Here is a 16,368-nt window from a genome sequence, read left to right on the forward strand (position 1 = left end):
GTCTCGGTACGGTGGCGAGGTGGAGTTCACCGCATCCGAGATCGCTCGCGTCGTCGGCGGCACCCTGGTCGGACCCGACGTCGAGGTCGACGGGGCCGGCATCGACACGCGCACCCTCGGCGCCGGGCAGCTCTTCGTCCCGGTGGTGGGGGACCGCGACGGACACGACTTCATCCCCGCCGCCGTCGAGCGAGGTGCTGCGGCCGTCCTCACCTCGAGGGCGCCCCAGCCCGGCGTGGCCAGCATCGTCGTCGCCGATGCCGTCGAGGCCCTCACCGCGCTCGGTGGCCATGCCCGCGGGCGTCTGCCGGACCGGGTGGTGGGCATCACCGGGTCGGTCGGCAAGACCTCCACCAAGGACCTCGCGGCGGCCGCTCTCGGTCGCCGCTACGTGGTGGCGGCCAGCGAGAAGAGCTTCAACAACGAGCTGGGGGTGCCCCTCACGCTGATCAACGCCCCGAACGACACCGAGGTGGCGGTGATCGAGATGGGGGCGCGGGGGCACGGCCACATCGAAGCCCTCTGCCGGGTCGCCCGTCCCACCATCGCCGTGGTCACCGCGGTGGAGCTGGTGCACGCCGAAGGGATGGGGGGTCTCGACGAGATCGCCCGGGCCAAGGGCGAGCTGCCGGCTTCCCTGCCTGCCGACGGGGTGGCGGTGCTGAACGCGGCCTACGACCGGGTGACGGCCATGGCGGCGCGCACCACGGCTCGGGTGGTCCGCTACGGGATCGGTACCGGTGAGGTGCGGGCGAGCGACGTCGCCGTCGACGACGAGCTGCGGGCCTCGTTCCTCCTCGAGTCCGAGTGGGGATCGGCGCGGGTGCGCCTCGGCGTGCGCGGCGAGCACCACGTGGGCAACGCCCTGGCGGCCGCGGCCGTGGCCCTGGTGAGCGACGTGCCCGTGGACGAGGTGGCCGAGGGCCTGGCCGAGGGGGCCCTGTCGCCGTGGCGCATGGAGCTGTCCACCGCACCCGGCGGCGCCCGCGTCCTCAACGACGCCTACAACGCCGGGCCGGCGTCGGTGGCTGCCGCGCTGCGGGCCCTGGCCCGCCTGGCCGCCGAGCGCCGCCACGCCGTGCTCGGTCCCATGGCCGAGCTCGGTGCCGAGGGCCCCGAGGAGCACCGCCGCATCGCCGCCCTGGCCGACGACCTCGGCATCGAGGTGGTGGCCTTCCAGACCGACGCCTACGGCCGGCCCCCGGTGTCCGACGTCCCCCAGGCCCTGGCCGCCCTGGGGGAGCTGGGACCCGGCGACGCCGTGCTGGTCAAGGGCAGCCGCGTCGCCGGGCTCGAGAAGGTGGCCGAGGCCATCCTGGGCTGAGGGGCGACGGCCAGAGCGGCTCCCGGTGCTCGTCGCCGTCGGCCACACTGGTGGCCGGCGAGAGGCGGTGGGGGTTCCGTGGTGATGGAACGCAGAGGCATGATCTGGCTGGTGGCGGTGGCCACCGGAGTGGTGGCGGCGGTCGTGGTGGGGCTGCTGGTCGTCGTCGTGGCCGGGGGCGACGACCCCATGGACGGCGCCCAGGAGGCGGCCGACGCGCTGGCCGTGGCGGTCCGGTCCGGTGACTTCACCTCGGTGCCCCTCCCCGTGGAGACACCGGCCGCCGATGTCGCCGGGTCCTACGAGGCCATCACCGCCGGGTTGGGCGCCGGACCGTTGCGTCCCACGGCGGTCACCACGACGCCGGTGGTGGCCGACGAGGACGAGACCACGGCCACCTTCGAGCTCGACTACCGCTGGTCCCTCGCCGACGGGGTCGAGTGGTCCTACGTCGCCCCGGCGGCGATCACCCGCGCCGACGGGGTGTGGACGGCCTCATGGACGCCGTCGACGGTGCACCCCGACATCGGCCCAGGGCAGGGCCTGCAGGCCGAGCGGGTGCCGGCCCCGCGCGGCAACGTCCTGGGCGCCGGCGGGACGCCCCTGTTCAGCGAACAAGAGGTGGTGCGGGTGGGCATCGAGCCCCGTGCCACCGGTGGGACCCCCGAGCTGGGCGCCACCGACGAGCAGAAGGCGGCCATCTCCGACCAGGTGGCTGCGGCCGTCGGCGTGGACCCCGACACGCTGCGCCAGCGGGTGCTCACCGCCCCCGACGACCAGTTGGTGGAGGCCATCCGCCTGCGACGCCCCGACTTCGAAGCCGTCCGCGCCGCCATCTTCGACCTGCCCGGGACCCGCTTCCCGGTGACCACGATGCTGCTGGCGCCCACCCCCGACTTCGCCCGGGGGGTGGTCGGCAGCGTCGGCCCCGCGACCGCGGAGGAGATCGAGCAGTCCGACGGTCGCATCCAGCCCGGCGACCTGGTCGGCAAGGGCGGGGTGCAGGCCGCCTACGACGAGCGCCTGGCCGGCAGCCCGGGCATCAGGGTGTCGGTGGTGCCCCTCCCGGGGGGCGACGAGGCCTCCGCCGAGGAAGCCGCCGAGGACCCCGCCGCCTCGCCGGCGGGCGAGACCGGCACGACCGCGCCGGCAGGGGAGCCCGTCGAGGTCTTCTCGTCGCCCCCGGCGTCCGGAGCCGACGTCACCGTCACCCTCGACGAGTACGTCCAGCTCGCCGCCGACGCCGCCGTCGACGGGGCACCCCGGCCCACCTCCCTGGTGGCCATCCGACCCAGCACCGGCGAGGTCCTGGCCGCCAGCAACGGGGGCGAAGGCTCCGCCGGGCTCAACCAGGCCTTCCTCGGCCAGTTCCCGCCGGGCTCCACCTTCAAGGTGGTGTCCACCACCGCTCTGCTCGGCGCCGGGCTGTCGCCCGACGAGATCGTGCCCTGCCCGCCGCAGCTGAACGTCGGGGGCCGGGAGTTCGTCAACGCCGAGGGCGGTGCGCTCGGCGACGTCGCCTTCCGGGTCGACTTCGCCCAGTCCTGCAACACCGCGTTCGTGAGCCTCGCCGACCGGATCACCCAGGCCCAGCTGGCCGACGCCGCCGGTGCCCTCGGGCTGGCCGCGGAGTACCCGCTGGGCGTGCCCAACCGGGGCGGTGAGGTCCCTGAGGCCTCCGATGTGGTGGAGCAGGCGGCGTCCATGATCGGCCAGGGTCGGGTGGTCACCAGCCCCCTGGGCATGGCGGTGGTGGCCGCCAGCCTGGGCCAGGGCGCCACGGTCACGCCGTCGTTCGTGGTCGAGCCCGCGGTCGCCTCCGGGTCGGTGCCCCTCCCCCCGCTCGATCCCACCGTGGCCGCCACCGTGAAGGCCCTGATGGGTGACGTGGTCACGGGTGGCACCGCCACCGTGCTCGCCGACGTGCCCGGTGAAGCGGTGCACGCCAAGACCGGCACGGCCGAGTTCGGCACCGAGGTGCCGCCTCGCACCCACGCGTGGGTCATCGCCGTCCAGGGCGACCTCGCCGTCGCCGTGGTGGTGGAGGACGGTGGCTTCGGCGCCCAGGCGGCCGGCCCGATCGTGCGCGACTTCCTGACCGCGCTCAGCTGAGCGCCGTGGCCCGCTCCCGGTCGGCCGGGTCGCGCAGGTCGGCGAACCACACCAGGAAGGCGGCCACCACGGCCCCGACCATGACGATCACGGTGACGTCGGTGCGCTCGACCACCCAGCCGGCCACCAGACCGCCGATCGGCACGGTGCCGCCGAAGGCCATCATCCACACGGCCAGCACCCGGCCCCGGACCCGATCGTCGAGGCGGTGCTGCAGCAGCGTGGACAACGAGGTGACGGCCGCGAAGTAGAAGAACCCGAGCACGAGACCGATGGGGTAGGCGAGGGGGGCGGCGCGCACCAGGCCGTAAGCGGCGAGGAAGACGGCGAAGCCGGCGAGCGACCAGCGCAGCACCCGTTCCATCGGGCGGTTGGCGAAGACCGAGCCGATGGAGAGGGCCCCGGCCAGGGCCCCCACCCCGAACACGGCGTAGAGCACCCCGTAGGCCGTGCTCTTGGCCGGGATGGCGAAGTTCTCCTCGGCGATCACCGGCATCTGGGTGAGGAAGGTGAGGGAGAAGAAGGAGAACAAGGTGACGGTGGCGACGGCCCGTCGGATGACCGGGTCGCGGCGCACGACGGCGAAGCCCTCGAGCACCCGCCGCAGCCCGGTGGCCTCGTCGGACCCACGGTGCAGGCGGGGCACCCGGATGCGCAGCATGGCCACGATGATGAAGACGTAGGTGACGGCGTTGAGCAGGAACACCCACTGGGCCCCCACCCCGGCGTAGAGCAGGCCGCCGATCGCGGGACCGATGATCCGCGAGACGTTCATGTTGGCCGAGTTGAGGGCGATGGCCCCGCTGAGGTCACGACGCGGCACCAGGTTGGGCAGCAGCGAGGCGAAGGTCGGGTTCTGCAGGGCGTGGCCCGACCCGACGAGGAACACGGCGATCAGCAGGCCGACCCGCGACGGGTCGTCGCGGCCGGCGAGCACCGCCAGCACCACGGAGAAGGCCATCTGCCACACGGCCATGACGACGATCACCTTGCGACGGTCGAACGTGTCGGCCAGCGCCCCGCCGACGAGCGAGAACAACAGCTGCGGTCCGAGCTGGGCGAAGGTGACCAGGCCCACGTAGCCGGCGCTGCCGGTGAGGTTGTAGGCGAACGCCGCCATGACGACGTTCTGCATCCAGTTGCCCGTGTTGCTCAGGATCGAGCCGACGTAGACGATCCGGAACTGGCGGTTGCGCAGGGCCGAACGGATGGGGCTGCCGGTGACGGTGCGATCGCCGTCGACCAGGGCGTCCTCGACGTCCTCGGCGGTGTACCCCGGCTGGTGTTCGGGCGCGCCGTCGCCGGAGGCGTCGTCGGGCGGCAGGCGGCGGTCGAGCATGGCCCGGCTCAGGCTAGGGGTGGCCCCGACGGCGGGGACAACCGGCACCCGCCGGACCGCTCACGAGGAGCGGGTGCCCCGACGCGGGACCGCCACCCCCTCGACCTCGCCCTGGTGCGGCCGAACCCGGTGTCGAACCGGCGTCCCTTGCGGCGACGACATCGGTGCGCATCCGTTGGTTCGCAACTGGCGGGGAAGGAGTGGCGGTCACGGCCACGACCTCTTGTGCCCCTCACTCTCCGCCCACTCCGCGAGGGTGTCAAGGGTCACACGGGCGGAGCAGCAGCCCGAGGCGATCAGACGCTGACGCAGTTGCTCTCGCCGAGGAGGCGCTGGGACACGACCTCGCTGTTGACGAGCAACTCGACCGCCACCTCGGGGTCCTCCGTGCCCGCCTCGACGATGGCGGCGACGGCGTCGCACAGTGCCACGCCGTCGACGTCGTCGCTGGTGTTGACCTCGAAGCTGACGAGCACCGATTCCTCACCGTTCAACATGCTGACCCCGACGCCGTTCTCGCTCACGTCCGACTCCTCGAGGGCATCCCGGAACGCCTCCGCCAACTCGGTGGTGTCGAGATCGCTCATGGCCGTGCCGGCGCCGGACGAGTCGCCGCCGTCGGCGGCACCGGCTGGGGTGCCGTCATCGTTCGATGTCGACTCGTCGGCGGTGAAAGACGCCTCGAAGCCGCAGTTCTCGACCCCGTAGTCATCGATGGTCTCCGTCGCTGCCACGACATCGGGCGAGAAGGCGAGCTCGAGCATGGCGGCCATCGCGTCGGGGTCGTTCTCGTCGACGCCGGACACCTCTTCGGCAATCTGTTCCATCTGTTGGAGTGCCGTCCGCAGGTCCTCGTCGGGGGCGTCATCGGCCAGAGCGGCGAACTCCGCCATGGTCTCGGGGTCGGCTTCCTCGTTCGCGAACGTGTCCTGGAACTGCTGGAGCCGGCTGCAGAACTCCTCGGGTGACGAAGCGGCGTCGCCACCCTCGTCGCTACCGCCACAGGACACGGCGAGAAGAGCCAGTAGAGCGACCGGAGCCACCAGAGCACGTTGTTTCGAACGTCGTTGCATCGATGCAACGTAGATGACATTTTGCCAGCTATCGCTATCGGGGTTCCGTAGCGAGGCGCGTTGAACTCGTGCGAGGACGACGATGGGACGTGTCGCTGCCGCGCAGCGTTTCAGCGCATGCCGCCATCGAACGGGCGGCGAGTGTTTGTGCTTCCTACCCAGCCACCACGGCTGCACCCGCAGGTCGTCCTGGCCGAAGAGACCTCGGACCGAGCTCGGTACGGGTGGCACCCAGGGACAGGCCAGCAGGGGATCCTCGTTACATGGGCATGGGGTCGGGTGTCGGGTCTGGTGGCGGCGTCGGCTCCGGGTTGTCGGGGACCGGGGGCTCGGGCGGGTTCGGGGGATGGGGTACCGGGGTGGGATCGGTCATGCCTGCTTCCTACCCGGGCATTCCGCAGCGCAGCCGGGCGTGGGACCGGCCGCTGCACCGGTTCTCCTTGCCGCATCAGTCGACGACGAGCCGGGCTGCACCGGTACCTCGCACGACCACGGCGTCGTCGAGGCCGGGCAGTGCCTTGGCGAAGATGTAGGGCACTCGCCGGATCAGGCGGACCTCGACGGTGCCGTCGGGCGTCAACGTGACCGACGGTGGTGCTGCGAGGTCGTCGAGCAGGCCCTTGGCGTCGAGCGAGGCGATGACGGCGTGCTCGGCCCGGGAGGCGTCGATGACGGTGCCGCCGCCGGCGCGCAGGACCCCTTGGTCGATGCCGAGCGTGGCGGCGTCGTTGGCGGCGTCACCGGCGGCCGCGATCAGCTCGCGCTGGCCCAGGCGCACCGCGGTGAGGTCGACGGTGATGGCCCCGAGGAGCAGCATGATCAGCACCGCGGCCGGCATCAACATGAGCACGCTGCCGCGATCGGCGTGGCCGGCCGGGTCGTCGGCACCGCTCCGGGGTCCGGCCCGAGCTGTCGCGTCACGGCGTGAGGAGCGGGGGGCTCCCCGGAGGTTCAACACGATGCCTCGCCCGGCAGCCCCGACCGGTAGGGGTCGACGACCTCGCTCTGGCGGGCGACGACGTCGAACGCCGCGCCGTAGCCGCCGATCCATGGGAGGGCGAGGGCGGGCACCGGGTAGTGCACAGTCACGACGGCCCGGGTGCAGCGTCCGTAGGGCCGTCCGTCGGGGTGCTCGATGTGCACTGTGGCCCGGGCCCCGTTGCGCCCGTGGCCCTCGATGCTGGCGCGGGCGGCGGCGTCGGCGGCGGCCAGGGCGCTCGCCGCGTCGGGCGCCTCGACGTACGCGCGCACCGCTTCGCGAGCGGCACTGGTGACCGCCAGCTTGGCGTCGACGACGCCCCACGCGTTGGCCACCAGCAGCGATCCGATGACGAACACGAGGATCCCGAAGGGCAGGACCTCGATGCCGCCGACCTGACCCCGGTCGTCCCGCCAGTCGACCCGTCGGCCGGCTCGGTCGGGGCCGGTCGGGCACCGGCTCATCGCAGGGCCTCCACCCGGACGTGCACGGTGCGTTCGACGAGGGCGGAACCGGGGCCGCGCAGGGCGGCCCAGAGGAACCCGGGCGGGTGGGCGCGGACGCGCAGGGCGACCGTCTCGGCGGTCGATCCGGACCAGTCGAGTTCGACGGTGTCGCCGAAACGCCCCAACAGCCGGCGCACCTCCGCCTCGGCCCGAACCCGGGCGTCGGCGACGGCGCCGGGGCTCGAGTGGTCGACCCGGGCTCCAGCGACCATCCGGGCTCCCTCGTGGGCGGCTTCGGTCACCACCGATCGCGTGTACAGGCCCACGAGGGTCTGCACCGCGAACAAGAGCAGGGCGAGGAAGACCAGCAGCCCGCTGATGGCCCCGATCAAGCCCGCCCCCCGATCGGTGGTGCCCCCCACCGGGATGGCCCGGCCAGGTGGGGAGGCACCGATCGTCCAGCGGCGGCGGGTCACTCCGAGCCGATCTGCTCGATTTTGGTGTTGGTGGTCGACTCCGTGGACTTCCACATCTGTTGGAAGCCGATCCACATGGCTGCACCGAGGAACGCCATGATCAACACGGCGATGGCCGCAGAGATCACGCCCTCCCCGAGGTCGCCTCGGGCCCGGCCGCGTGGGCGCGGGGCCAGACCGACGGCACGCGGTGGGGCGCTGTGCCGGGCGAGCAGGGCCCCATGGGCCCACTGCAGGGTTGTCAGCGGAGTGATGGACATGACGGGACTGCCTTTCTGTCGGTACTGCTGGAGGAAGGACCGGTCTCAGCCGGAGGTGAACAGCTGCATGGCTTCGATGAAGGGGACGGCGAGGAACAGCACGCCGGGCAGCAAGGTGGCGACGGTGACCGGGATCCAGACCTGCTGGCCCCGGCGTTCGATCGCCTCGATGAGCTCGCGATGGACGTCCGCTCGCAGCGATCGGGCCTCCTCGGAGATCAGGTGCCCGAGGTCGGACGCCTCCCGGTTGAGGGCGAGCACGGCGACGAGGCGGTCCACCGCGGGGAGGCGGGCGACGGTCGCCCATTCGCGCAGCGCCGCCACGTCGTCGAGTCCCTGCTGGACCCGGCCGACGACGCCGCGGAGATCGTGAGCGACCGCCCCGCTGCTGCGTTGCGACAGCCGGGTGAGGGCAGCACCGAGCGAGTAGCCGGCGGACAGCAACATGCCGAGCTGTTCGCTGACGACGGGGAGCTCGAGGAAGAGGCGGTGCTGCCACGCCGCGGACGCACGGGCGAGTTGCTGCTCGACGACGAGGAAGGCGAGCAGCGGTGCACCGAGGACGGCCAGCACGACGAGTGCGACCGGTGGGCGGACCGCGGCGACGAGCACCACGACGAGGCCGAAGGCCCCGACGACCCAGCCCAGCTGTCGGAGGCGGAAGGCGGTGGGATCGAGGGGGGAGTGGACGCGTCGGAGTCGCAGGCTCAGCTCCTCGGACACCCCGAAGAGGCGAGCCAGCGTGGCGCCACCCGAACGAGCCAGAGGCCCGAGCACGTCGACGACGGAGTGGGCCCAGCCGCCCGGCGAGCGAAGTGCCCGGTTCGGTCCCGCCGCGCCGGGCACGTAGGGCCGCAGTCGCTCGGCGAGGGAGACGCGGCGGAACCAGCGGTGGTTCGACAGCAGCAGCGCCGTGCCGATCCATGTGGCGAGGGCGGCGGGGACGACGAGCCGCGTCATCGGGCGAACACCCGGTCCTGTTCGGGCAGTCGCAGGATGCGACCAGCCCATGCCCAGCAGGCGGCGACCATGCCGATGGCCACCAGCACCGCCACCTGGCCGAGCGGCGTCTGGTAGGCCGACCGGCCGTTGCCCACCGAGAGGCCCGCCGCGGCCATGCCCAGCGGGACGAGGAGCACGAAGCGACGAGCGAAGCGGACCCCGGCCTGGCGCGCCCGGGCGTCCTTGCGGAAGCGGGCGTCCTGGCGGCGGTCCTCGGCGAGGTCGGCCAGGCGCCGGTCGACGTCGGTGCCACCGAGCTCGTGGGCGATGAGGAGGGTCTCGCAGGTGGCGTCGCAGGTGGGATCGGCGAGCTGGTCGCGGAGCACGTGCAGGGTGCGCTCGAAGTCGGTGGTCAACAGCCACTCGCGGTGGGCGGCGGCGAAGGCAGGACGGAGCTCGACCGGTCCCGCGGCGCCGACGTCGAACAGCGCCTGGGGGATGGAACGCCCTGCCGACGACGTCATGATGCGCAGCTCCTCGATGAGGCGAGGCCACGCGTCCTGGGCCACGGCCCGGGCGGCCTGACGGCGCTGCCGGTAGGCGGCGACGGGGAACGAGGCGGCGAAGGTGCCGAACACCAGAGCAGGAAGGGGGGCTCCGAAGAGCACCAGGGCCAGCGCCGATCCCAGGACGAAGACGACGCCGATGACGGCGGCGAACTCGCCGAGCGCGACGTGGCCGAGACCGGCCTGGGTCAGCCACTCTCGGCCGCGATGCCCGAGCGGAGGTCGCTCCCGGCGTGGCCCCCGGGGTCCGGGGCCGACGCCGTTCCAACCGAGGATGACGGCGGTGTAGAGCAGGTAGGCGCCGTAGGCGGCGGCGACCGCGAGGACGGCGGCGGTCATCGATCCCTGCCCGATGGGCTGGTGCCGGTGGCGGCGAGGGTGGCGCGCAGGTCTCGGCCGATGGCGTCGAAGGCGGCCGTGGCTCGTACGGGGACGTTGCCCGACCAGTGCAGGGAGCTGTCGTGGCCGTGTCGGCTGAACACGTCGGTGGTGGTGAAGGCCACGGCGTCGACACCGGCAGCATGGTCCTCGACGGCGACGACCTCACGCACGCGCGGTCCGTCAGGTCCCCTCTCGCTGAACACGACGAGGTCGACGGCTTCGGAGACGAGGGCGGTGAGCGCGCTGTGGGGGAGGTTCCTCGAGGCGTCCGACAGCTGTGCGAGGAATCGGAGACGAGAGAGGGCCTGGCGGGCGTTGCCGGCGTGGATGGTGGTGAAGCCCTTCACGCCGGACGAGAGGGTGAGCAACAGCGGGAGGGCCTCCCGGTCCCGCACTTCGCCGACGATGGCGACGTCGGGTGCCATGCGGAGGAACCCCGAGACCAGCCGGCGGAGGTCGATCTCCGGACGGTCGGCCCGACCCGGTCTGGTCTGCATCTGCGCCACGTTCGGCAGGGGCGCGTCGACCTCGAAGACCTCCTCCGCGATGACCACCCGTCGAGAGGGGTCGAGCTCCCCGATGCAGCACGACAGCAGCGTGGTCTTGCCCGAGCCGGGCGCCCCGGCGAACACGATGGAGAGCCCGGCGCGGACGGACGTGGCCAGGAAGTCAGCCACCTCGGCGTCGAGGGTGTCGTTCTCCACCAGCTCGGCGAGCGTCGTGAACGGCACGCCGGTGAAGCGACGGATGTTGACCATGACGTGGCCGCCACGGCTGAGGTCGCCGTGGACGATGTGGAGGCGGGACCCGTCGTCGAGCTGTGCGTCCTGGAGGCCCTCGGTCGGATCGAGCTTGCGGTGGCTGGACGAAGACTCGTCGAGCAACTTGGTGAGGGTGCGGACCACGTGGTCGTCGTCGTGGAACGACTCGTGGTGGTAGCCGGAGGTCCCGCCGTGGCGCTTGACGAAGATCGAGTCCGGGGAGTTGATCTCGATCTCCCACACCTCTGGATCCCCGAGGAGCTCGGTGAGGGGTCCCTGGAGGGCGAGGTTGCGCCAGGCCCGCTCGGCCACCAGCTCGGGGTTGGCCAGCCCATGGGAGCGTCGGCCGCGCCGCACGTCGTCGTCCCACCGGGCCAGCTCTTCGTCGATCAGGCGGCGCAGCCCCGCTCGCCCGGCCTCGCTCGACATGTCCAGATCGGCCTCCTTGGCTCGTTCCTGGACCGCTTGCTCGATGGCGACGAGGGGTGGCTCGGTGTCGTCGGCGGTCTGCCTCGGCGTCCTCGTGGTGGTGCTCATGCCGTCATCCCTTCGCCGAGCGATCCGGGTCGGATGGGCACGGGGACCTCGAGGCCGCCTTCGGCGCCCGCCGGTTCCATGCTCCGCAGCAGGGCGCTCACTGCGGCCCCCAGCGGGTCGACGAGCGGGCCGGGCAAGGGCGCGCCATCTCGCTGCAGGGAGTCCAGGTCCTTGCGGTGGGCGACGAAGAGCGGCGACGTGGTCAGGGCGGACCCGGCCGGTCCGGCGAGCTCGGCGACGGCCCGGCTCACGTCGGCTCGGCTGCGCGCCGATCGGGGCGCCTGGGTGATGACGGGCACGAGTCGCGGCGCCTCCACGCCGTGCTCGAGGAGGTGGCCGACCGTACGCACCAGTCGGTGGAGGCCGGTCACGGAGGCCCTGGCCGACACCAGGACGAGGTCTGCGATCCTCGTCAGGTGACGAGCCAGCACGTTGCGGTCCTCGACATCGGTGGAGCCGGTGAGCGCCAACCCTTCGACGTCGTCGTCGACATCGGCGACCGTCACCGAGTAGCTGCGCCGCAGGGCGGTGAACGCAGCCTCGACGGCTCGGGGCCGCAGGACTGTCCAGTCGCGGTGTCGACGCAGGCCCAGGACGAGGTCGTACCCGTGCTCGGCGCAGTGCCAGGTCAAGGCACGGACCTGTTCGGGGTCGAGCTCACCGGTGCGGTGGGCCTCGACCAACTCCTGGAGGCCGGGCACGACGTCGCCGGTGTCGTGCAGCAACGCCTGGGAGGCGTCGAGCGCGGCGTCGACGAGGGCCACCCGCCCGCCGTGGGCGGGGTCGGCGGCCAGCGCCTGGCTCACCGCGGCGGCGACGGTGGAGGCGCCGGTCCCGCCGCCGCCGGTCACGGCCACCAGCCGGCCCTCCCACGCGCCGCCGAGGGTCGGTCCGACGAGGTCTGATCCCGACGTCGCCGGCCGGTCGAGCGACGGCGCGGCGGCTCGGAGCACGTCGAGCAGGGCATCGCGGTGGACGGGCTCGTCGAGCACGGCGGCGGCGCCCAGCTCGATCCAGTCGCGACGGGCGTAGCCGTCGGTGATGACGATCGTGGCGCACCCGATCTGTCGGGCCTCGTCGATGAGATCTCGCTCGAGTCCGGGGACGGACTGGTCGAGGAGGAGCGCCGACCACGCTCGGCCCGTCGTCAGCCGGGCACGGACCTCCTCGACGGAGACGCACCTGACGAAGTCGGCGGGGAGCGCAGCCGAGTTCGCCCAGCGGCCCACCTCCGTGAACCACCCGGCTCGGGGCCGGGCCACGCCCAGGAGGACATAGTGCTCGGACGTCATCGCCCACCGCCGTCGCCGACCGCCCCAGAGGGTGTGGCGGCCCGGGTGGGAGACTCGGTTCGGTCCCGGGATCCTTCGACCCCGGTGACGCCTGTCGATCGCACCACCGTGAGCTCGGCGACCTGCGCCGCATGGGCGGCCTCGAGGACCTGATCGGGGGTGTCCAGGGCGATGGTGAGGACGAGCCCGCCACCAGCGAGGGCGCTGCGGCCGGCATCCTGCACGCCGATGACCGGCGCCCCCCGGGCCAGGACCGTGGTGTAGGCGCCGGGTCCCGACCCGTGGGTGGCGAAGAGGTCGACCGTCTCACCGGCGCGCAACCCCCCGCCGACGGCTCGATCCGGGGCGATCGGGAACGAGAACTCGTGGGCCGGTGGCCGATCGGCATCGCCGGCCAGCACGGCGCTGCGTTGCACGAGGTCGTCGCTCTCGAGCGGGGTGAGCGTGACCGAACCGACCACGTCGTCGACGGTGGCGAAGGAACCGGTCGCCGTGCCCTCCGGGAGGTCGATCTCGACGATGGCGAGGTCGGATGCGGTGAGCACGTGGCCCGAGGGGACCGAGCTGGTCACCTTGACGGCATGGCCGCTGGGTCCGGTGCTGGCGCCGGCGTAGGCCGTGAAGACGGCCAGCGCCGAGGCGGTGACGAGGAGGGCTCCGATCACCGCTCGACCGCTCGGGAGGCCTCGGTTCGCACGCGTCGGGCGGCGTGGGCTCGTGTCGTCGTCGTGGGGCTCGGACTGCCGCGAGGGCGTGCGAGGTCCGAGCCCCGGGAAGGGGCTTCTTGCCATGTCGTCGTCTCCAGGTCTCGCCGTCGGGCGACGCTCGTGGCGTCCGCCGATCGCTGCACCGTACGAAGTCGTTCGCCGCGACACAAGGGAGCCCCCACCACCGTGGGTGGTCGAATGGGACCCTGAAGAGCACGGAAGCTCAACGAAATGCACTCAGATCCGGAGTGGTCTGGCTAAAATGAGCCATATGGCCCCCACCCCGATCGAGTGGATGAAGAGCGGCGAGGCAGCCGACTACCTCGGCATCACCACTCGCACCCTCTACAAGTTCATCGACGAGGGAAAGTTGCCCGGCTATCGGGTTGGCCGCGTCATCCGACTCAAGGCCTCCGACGTCGAGGCGTTCGTGGAGACGCTGCGCATCGAGCCAGGAACGCTGGAACACCTCCATCCCGAGGTCTGATCCCTATGCTGCGCCCATGACACGGGAGAACTGGCTCACCCATCTCGCCAAGGTTCCGATGTTCTCGCGCTGCTCCAAGAAGGAGCTGCAGGAGATCGCCGGGGCCACCACGCCGGTCACCCTGCCCCCGGGTCGAGTGCTCGTCCGCGAGGGAGACCCCGGCAGCGAGGCCTACGTGATCACCGCGGGCACCGCCTTCGTGGAGCGCAATGGTGAGCGGTTGGCCATGCTCGGACCGGGCGACGTGATCGGCGAGATGTCGCTGCTCATCCCCGGACCTCGCACCGCCACCGTCACCGCCGACACCGAACTGCAGGTGCTGGTGATGGATCGCCGCGAGTTCGGCCAGCTCGTCGAGGACATCCCCGGCTTCACCATCCAGCTGCTGCACAACCTGGCCGAGCGCATGTCCCGGCTCGACCAGCACGCCTTCGGCTGAGCTTCAGCCTCCGGGGCGCAGCGAGATCTCGTCGGTCGACGCCAGGCCGACGTAGGCGTGGTCTCCGTTGTCGAGGCGCAGCACCATGACGTCGGCGCCCACCTGTTGCAGCGCGCCACCGAAGGTGGCCGTGCCCGATGCCACGAGCGCCCAGTCGCCCGGCTCGGCGAGAGCCGACGCCAGCCGGACGAACCGGCTCGCCGTCGACGGCTCCGACTCGCCGGCCACGGCCGGTCCCTGCACGGTGCGGGTGGCGGCGATGGCCCCGATGCGGGCCACCAGCCACTGGCGTGTCTCCAGCGCCAGCACCACGGCGTCGGGTCCCACGAGGCGCACGTGCCCCCGGTGCTGTCGACCGGAGCGCATCACCAGGCCGACCAGCTCACCGCGCACCGCCAGCTCGGACAGCACGCCCGAGAGCGTGGCGTCCTCACCGCGTCGGGTCCGCAGGTCAGCGGCAGCTGAGCGGCTGCGAGCGGCCTCGTCCACCCGCACCTCGGCCAGCCACCGCGCCATGGCGGGGTCATCAGGTTCGGGCGATCGGACGTCGCTCACGGGGCTCTCCTCATGGGGTGAGCATTCCACGACCGTTCACCGTCGTGGCGCCTCTACGCTGGTGGATCCCATGGCCGACACGCAGGTCAAGATCAACGTCCCCGGCAACCACCTGATGGTCGGCCTCCTCGGCGAGCGCGACGAACTGTTGCGCCTGGTGGAAGCCGCCTTCCCCGGCGCGGTCGTCCACGTGCGAGGCAACGAGATCACCGTCGACGGCCAGGGGGCCGAGCAAGTGGGCCGCCTCTTCGGGGAGCTCGTCGTACTCCTCCAGCAGGGCCACGTGCTCGAGGAGGCCGGGGTCCGCCGCAGCATCGACATGGTGAAGGCCGACGAACGGCCCTCCGAGGTGCTCTCGGCCGACGTCATGCGCGGGGCCAAGGGCCGCATGGTCCGCCCCAAGACCAGCGGGCAGAAGCGCTACATCGAGGCCATCCGCGACAACATCGTGACCTTCGGCGTGGGTCCGGCCGGCACCGGCAAGAGCTGGCTGGCGGTCGCCATGGCTGTGCAGGCCCTGCAGTCCAAGCAGGTCGACCGCATCATCCTCACCCGTCCCGCGGTGGAGGCCGGCGAGCGCCTCGGCTTCCTGCCGGGCGACCTCATGGCCAAGGTCGACCCCTACCTCCGCCCGCTCTACGACGCCCTGTACGACATGGTCGAACCCGAAGGTGCCCAGCGGCTCCTCGACCGGGGCACCGTCGAGGTGGCGCCGCTGGCCTTCATGCGCGGGCGCACGCTCAACGGCAGCTTCATCATCCTCGACGAGGCCCAGAACACCACGCCCGAGCAGATGAAGATGTTCCTCACCCGCATCGGTTTCGGCTCCAAGGCCGTCATCACCGGCGACACCACCCAGGTCGACGTGCCAGGGGGCCGCAGCGGCCTGCTCGGCCTCGAGTCGGTGCTCTCGGGCATCGACGGGCTCGGCTGGGTGCGCCTCGGTGCCGCCGACGTGGTCCGCCACCGCATCGTGCAGGACATCGTCAACGCCTACGAGGCCCATGCCGCCGGCACGGCCGGAGGTGAGGGGTGAGCGACCGCCCCCCGAGTCGGCGCCGGCGACGCCGGGGCCCCGAGGACGGAGAGGTCACGGTGTTCGTGGCCGACGAACAGGCGCGCCACCCGGTCGACACCGTCCGGTGGCAGCGCCTGGCCGAGCAGGTGCTGCTCGACGAGGGCGTCGAGGGCGAGTGCGAGCTCTCGGTGCTTTTCGTGAGCCACGACACCATCGCGTCACTCAACCAGCGCTTCATGGGCCATGCCGGACCCACCGACGTCCTGTCGTTCCCCATCGACGGGGAGGGCAACACCCCGGGGCGGTGGCCCGACGGGGGCGCGGCCGGCCCGGACCGCGAGGACGACCCCGACGATCTGCCCCTCCTGCTCGGCGACGTGGTCATCTGCCCCGAGGTGGCGGTTGCCAACGCACCGAGCCATGCCGGCCGCGACGACGACGAGCTGGCGTTGTTGGTGGTGCACGGCATCTTGCACCTCCTCGGCATGGACCACGCCGACGACGTCGGACGTGAGGCGATGCAGGCGCGCGAACGAGAGCTGCTGGCGGCCCACCACGGGCCCCTCGCCGCCGATCCGTGGGCCGCGCTGGCCGCGGAAGCGAGCGACGCGGGTGACCACGAGCCCGCCCCCGTCACCGATGCTCCCGGTCCGGCGGGGGAGCGCTGACCTCGA

Annotated in this window: 18 protein-coding genes; 6 read left to right on the top strand and 12 right to left on the bottom strand. The window is 72.3% G+C overall.

Going from position 1 to position 16,368, the window contains the following annotated elements; translation table 11 throughout:
• Positions 1–19: 19 nt before the first annotated feature.
• Both LUW87_RS00675 and LUW87_RS00680 read left to right on the top strand, forming a co-directional pair.
• Positions 20–1,324 carry a UDP-N-acetylmuramoyl-tripeptide--D-alanyl-D-alanine ligase gene (locus LUW87_RS00675; protein ID WP_232669149.1) on the top strand — a complete coding sequence of 435 codons (1,305 nt, stop codon included), beginning with the start codon at positions 20–22 and terminating at the stop codon, positions 1,322–1,324.
• Between the two features lie 84 nt (positions 1,325–1,408).
• Positions 1,409–3,436, top strand: a complete 2,028-nt coding sequence (locus tag LUW87_RS00680; RefSeq protein ID WP_232669150.1) for a penicillin-binding transpeptidase domain-containing protein — start codon at positions 1,409–1,411, stop codon at positions 3,434–3,436.
• Here LUW87_RS00680 and LUW87_RS00685 read toward each other — a convergent pair.
• The 11 genes from LUW87_RS00685 to LUW87_RS00735 all read right to left on the bottom strand — a co-directional run bounded on the left by LUW87_RS00685 (position 3,429) and on the right by LUW87_RS00735 (position 13,153).
• Positions 3,429–4,775 carry an MFS transporter gene (locus tag LUW87_RS00685; protein WP_232669151.1) on the bottom strand — a complete coding sequence of 449 codons (1,347 nt, stop codon included), beginning with the start codon at positions 4,773–4,775 and terminating at the stop codon, positions 3,429–3,431. The genes LUW87_RS00680 and LUW87_RS00685 overlap by 8 nt on opposite strands.
• Positions 4,776–5,071: 296 nt before the next feature.
• On the bottom strand, positions 5,072–5,848 hold the full coding sequence (locus LUW87_RS00690; RefSeq protein ID WP_232669152.1) for a hypothetical protein: 777 nt from the start codon (positions 5,846–5,848) through the stop codon (positions 5,072–5,074).
• Positions 5,849–6,296: 448 nt separating this feature from the next.
• A complete protein-coding gene (locus tag LUW87_RS00695; protein ID WP_232669153.1) occupies positions 6,297–6,692 on the bottom strand; it encodes a hypothetical protein in 396 nt (131 codons plus the stop codon).
• Positions 6,693–6,799: 107 nt separating this feature from the next.
• Positions 6,800–7,291 carry a hypothetical protein gene (locus tag LUW87_RS00700; RefSeq protein ID WP_232669154.1) on the bottom strand — a complete coding sequence of 164 codons (492 nt, stop codon included), beginning with the start codon at positions 7,289–7,291 and terminating at the stop codon, positions 6,800–6,802.
• Positions 7,288–7,749, bottom strand: coding sequence for a TadE/TadG family type IV pilus assembly protein (locus LUW87_RS00705; RefSeq protein ID WP_232669155.1), 462 nt, complete (start codon positions 7,747–7,749; stop codon positions 7,288–7,290). Before LUW87_RS00705 ends, LUW87_RS00700 begins: the two co-directional genes overlap by 4 nt.
• Positions 7,746–8,009, bottom strand: a complete 264-nt coding sequence (locus tag LUW87_RS00710; RefSeq protein ID WP_232669156.1) for a hypothetical protein — start codon at positions 8,007–8,009, stop codon at positions 7,746–7,748. The genes LUW87_RS00705 and LUW87_RS00710 overlap by 4 nt, the downstream gene beginning before the upstream one ends.
• Before the next feature lie 45 nt (positions 8,010–8,054).
• A complete protein-coding gene (locus LUW87_RS00715) occupies positions 8,055–8,969 on the bottom strand; it encodes a type II secretion system F family protein (protein WP_232669157.1) in 915 nt (304 codons plus the stop codon).
• A complete protein-coding gene (locus tag LUW87_RS00720) occupies positions 8,966–9,856 on the bottom strand; it encodes a type II secretion system F family protein (RefSeq protein WP_232669158.1) in 891 nt (296 codons plus the stop codon). Before LUW87_RS00720 ends, LUW87_RS00715 begins: the two co-directional genes overlap by 4 nt.
• Positions 9,853–11,196 carry a TadA family conjugal transfer-associated ATPase gene (locus LUW87_RS00725; RefSeq protein ID WP_232669159.1) on the bottom strand — a complete coding sequence of 448 codons (1,344 nt, stop codon included), beginning with the start codon at positions 11,194–11,196 and terminating at the stop codon, positions 9,853–9,855. Before LUW87_RS00725 ends, LUW87_RS00720 begins: the two co-directional genes overlap by 4 nt.
• Positions 11,193–12,488 carry a hypothetical protein gene (locus LUW87_RS00730; protein ID WP_232669160.1) on the bottom strand — a complete coding sequence of 432 codons (1,296 nt, stop codon included), beginning with the start codon at positions 12,486–12,488 and terminating at the stop codon, positions 11,193–11,195. Before LUW87_RS00730 ends, LUW87_RS00725 begins: the two co-directional genes overlap by 4 nt.
• Positions 12,485–13,153 (bottom strand): SAF domain-containing protein, encoded by a 669-nt coding sequence (locus LUW87_RS00735; RefSeq protein ID WP_232669161.1) that lies wholly within the window; start codon positions 13,151–13,153, stop codon positions 12,485–12,487. The genes LUW87_RS00730 and LUW87_RS00735 overlap by 4 nt, the downstream gene beginning before the upstream one ends.
• A gap of 313 nt (positions 13,154–13,466) precedes the next feature.
• Here LUW87_RS00735 and LUW87_RS00740 point away from each other — a divergent pair, with 313 nt between their 5' ends.
• Positions 13,467–13,682, top strand: a complete 216-nt coding sequence (locus LUW87_RS00740; RefSeq protein WP_232669162.1) for a helix-turn-helix domain-containing protein — start codon at positions 13,467–13,469, stop codon at positions 13,680–13,682.
• 16 nt (positions 13,683–13,698) lie between these two features.
• Complete coding sequence (locus LUW87_RS00745) at positions 13,699–14,121, top strand: cyclic nucleotide-binding domain-containing protein (RefSeq protein WP_232669163.1); 423 nt, start codon at positions 13,699–13,701, stop codon at positions 14,119–14,121.
• A gap of 3 nt (positions 14,122–14,124) precedes the next feature.
• On the opposite strand, the gene LUW87_RS00750 is transcribed toward LUW87_RS00745, so the two are convergent.
• On the bottom strand, positions 14,125–14,676 hold the full coding sequence (locus LUW87_RS00750; protein ID WP_232669164.1) for a hypothetical protein: 552 nt from the start codon (positions 14,674–14,676) through the stop codon (positions 14,125–14,127).
• A 70-nt stretch (positions 14,677–14,746) separates the two neighbouring features.
• Between LUW87_RS00750 and LUW87_RS00755 the strand changes: the two genes are divergently transcribed.
• Both LUW87_RS00755 and ybeY read left to right on the top strand, forming a co-directional pair.
• Positions 14,747–15,712 (top strand): PhoH family protein, encoded by a 966-nt coding sequence (locus tag LUW87_RS00755; protein ID WP_232669165.1) that lies wholly within the window; start codon positions 14,747–14,749, stop codon positions 15,710–15,712.
• Complete coding sequence (gene ybeY / locus LUW87_RS00760) at positions 15,709–16,362, top strand: rRNA maturation RNase YbeY (protein ID WP_232669166.1); 654 nt, start codon at positions 15,709–15,711, stop codon at positions 16,360–16,362. Before LUW87_RS00755 ends, ybeY begins: the two co-directional genes overlap by 4 nt.
• Positions 16,363–16,368 lie beyond the last annotated feature (6 nt).

This window comes from Rhabdothermincola salaria, assembly GCF_021246445.1.
Classification (GTDB): Bacteria; Actinomycetota; Acidimicrobiia; order Acidimicrobiales; family Acidimicrobilacustridaceae; genus Rhabdothermincola_A; species Rhabdothermincola_A salaria.